The sequence below is a fragment of the Stenotrophomonas cyclobalanopsidis genome (assembly GCF_008710035.1).
Lineage (GTDB): Bacteria > Pseudomonadota > Gammaproteobacteria > Xanthomonadales > Xanthomonadaceae > Stenotrophomonas > Stenotrophomonas cyclobalanopsidis.
In genome coordinates this window covers 1-553 of the sequence record NZ_VYKI01000052.1, presented here as the reverse complement: position 1 = coordinate 553, position 553 = coordinate 1, and the positions used below count along the sequence as shown (strand labels likewise).

Sequence of the window (553 nt, the reverse complement as noted above, 5' to 3'; positions counted from 1 at the left end):
TGTGCGCAGAGCAGTCGAGCAAGCTCGACTCTACGAGACCCCTGGCGCAGTCGAGCAAGCTCGACTCTACGAGACCCCTGGCGCAGTCGAGCATGGCTCGACTCTACCGAAGGCAGCAGCATGGCAGACCCCTACAACAGTGGCATCCCCTCCCCTCCGGCGCTGCGCTTCGAGGATTCGTTGGTCACCACCGCCTTCGAGCTGCCCGGCTACCGGGTGGCGCGCAATCTGGGCGTGGTGCGCGGCATCACCGTGCGCTCGCGTTCGATCGTCGGCAACTTCCTCGGCGGCATCCAGACGATCTTCGGCGGCAACATCACCATCTACACCGAGCTGTGCGAGCAGGCCCGCGAGGAAACCTACCGCGACATGGTCAAGCACGCGCGGCAGCTGGGCGCCAATGCCATCATCGGCATGCGCTATGACGCCACCGATGTGATGACCGGGCTGACCGAGGTGCTGTGCTATGGGACGGCGGTGGTGGTGGAGCCGCTGCGGTAATCTGGCCGTAGAGTCGAGCTTGCTCGACTGCTTAGCGATGGCGACAGTCGAG

The 553-nt window shown here is 64.7% G+C and carries 1 protein-coding gene; it reads left to right on the top strand.

What is annotated here, in order from left to right; all coding sequences use genetic code 11:
• The first annotated feature begins 120 nt into the window (after positions 1 to 120).
• Positions 121 to 501, top strand: a complete 381-nt coding sequence (locus FJU31_RS19210) for a YbjQ family protein (protein WP_108754558.1) — start codon at positions 121 to 123, stop codon at positions 499 to 501.
• The last annotated feature ends 52 nt before the right edge of the window (positions 502 to 553 follow it).

Excerpts from the sequence above, each read along its gene's own strand:
- FJU31_RS19210 (WP_108754558.1), top strand. The coding sequence starts at position 121 with ATGGCAGACCCCTACAACAGTGGCATCCCCTCCCCTCCGGCGCTGCGC.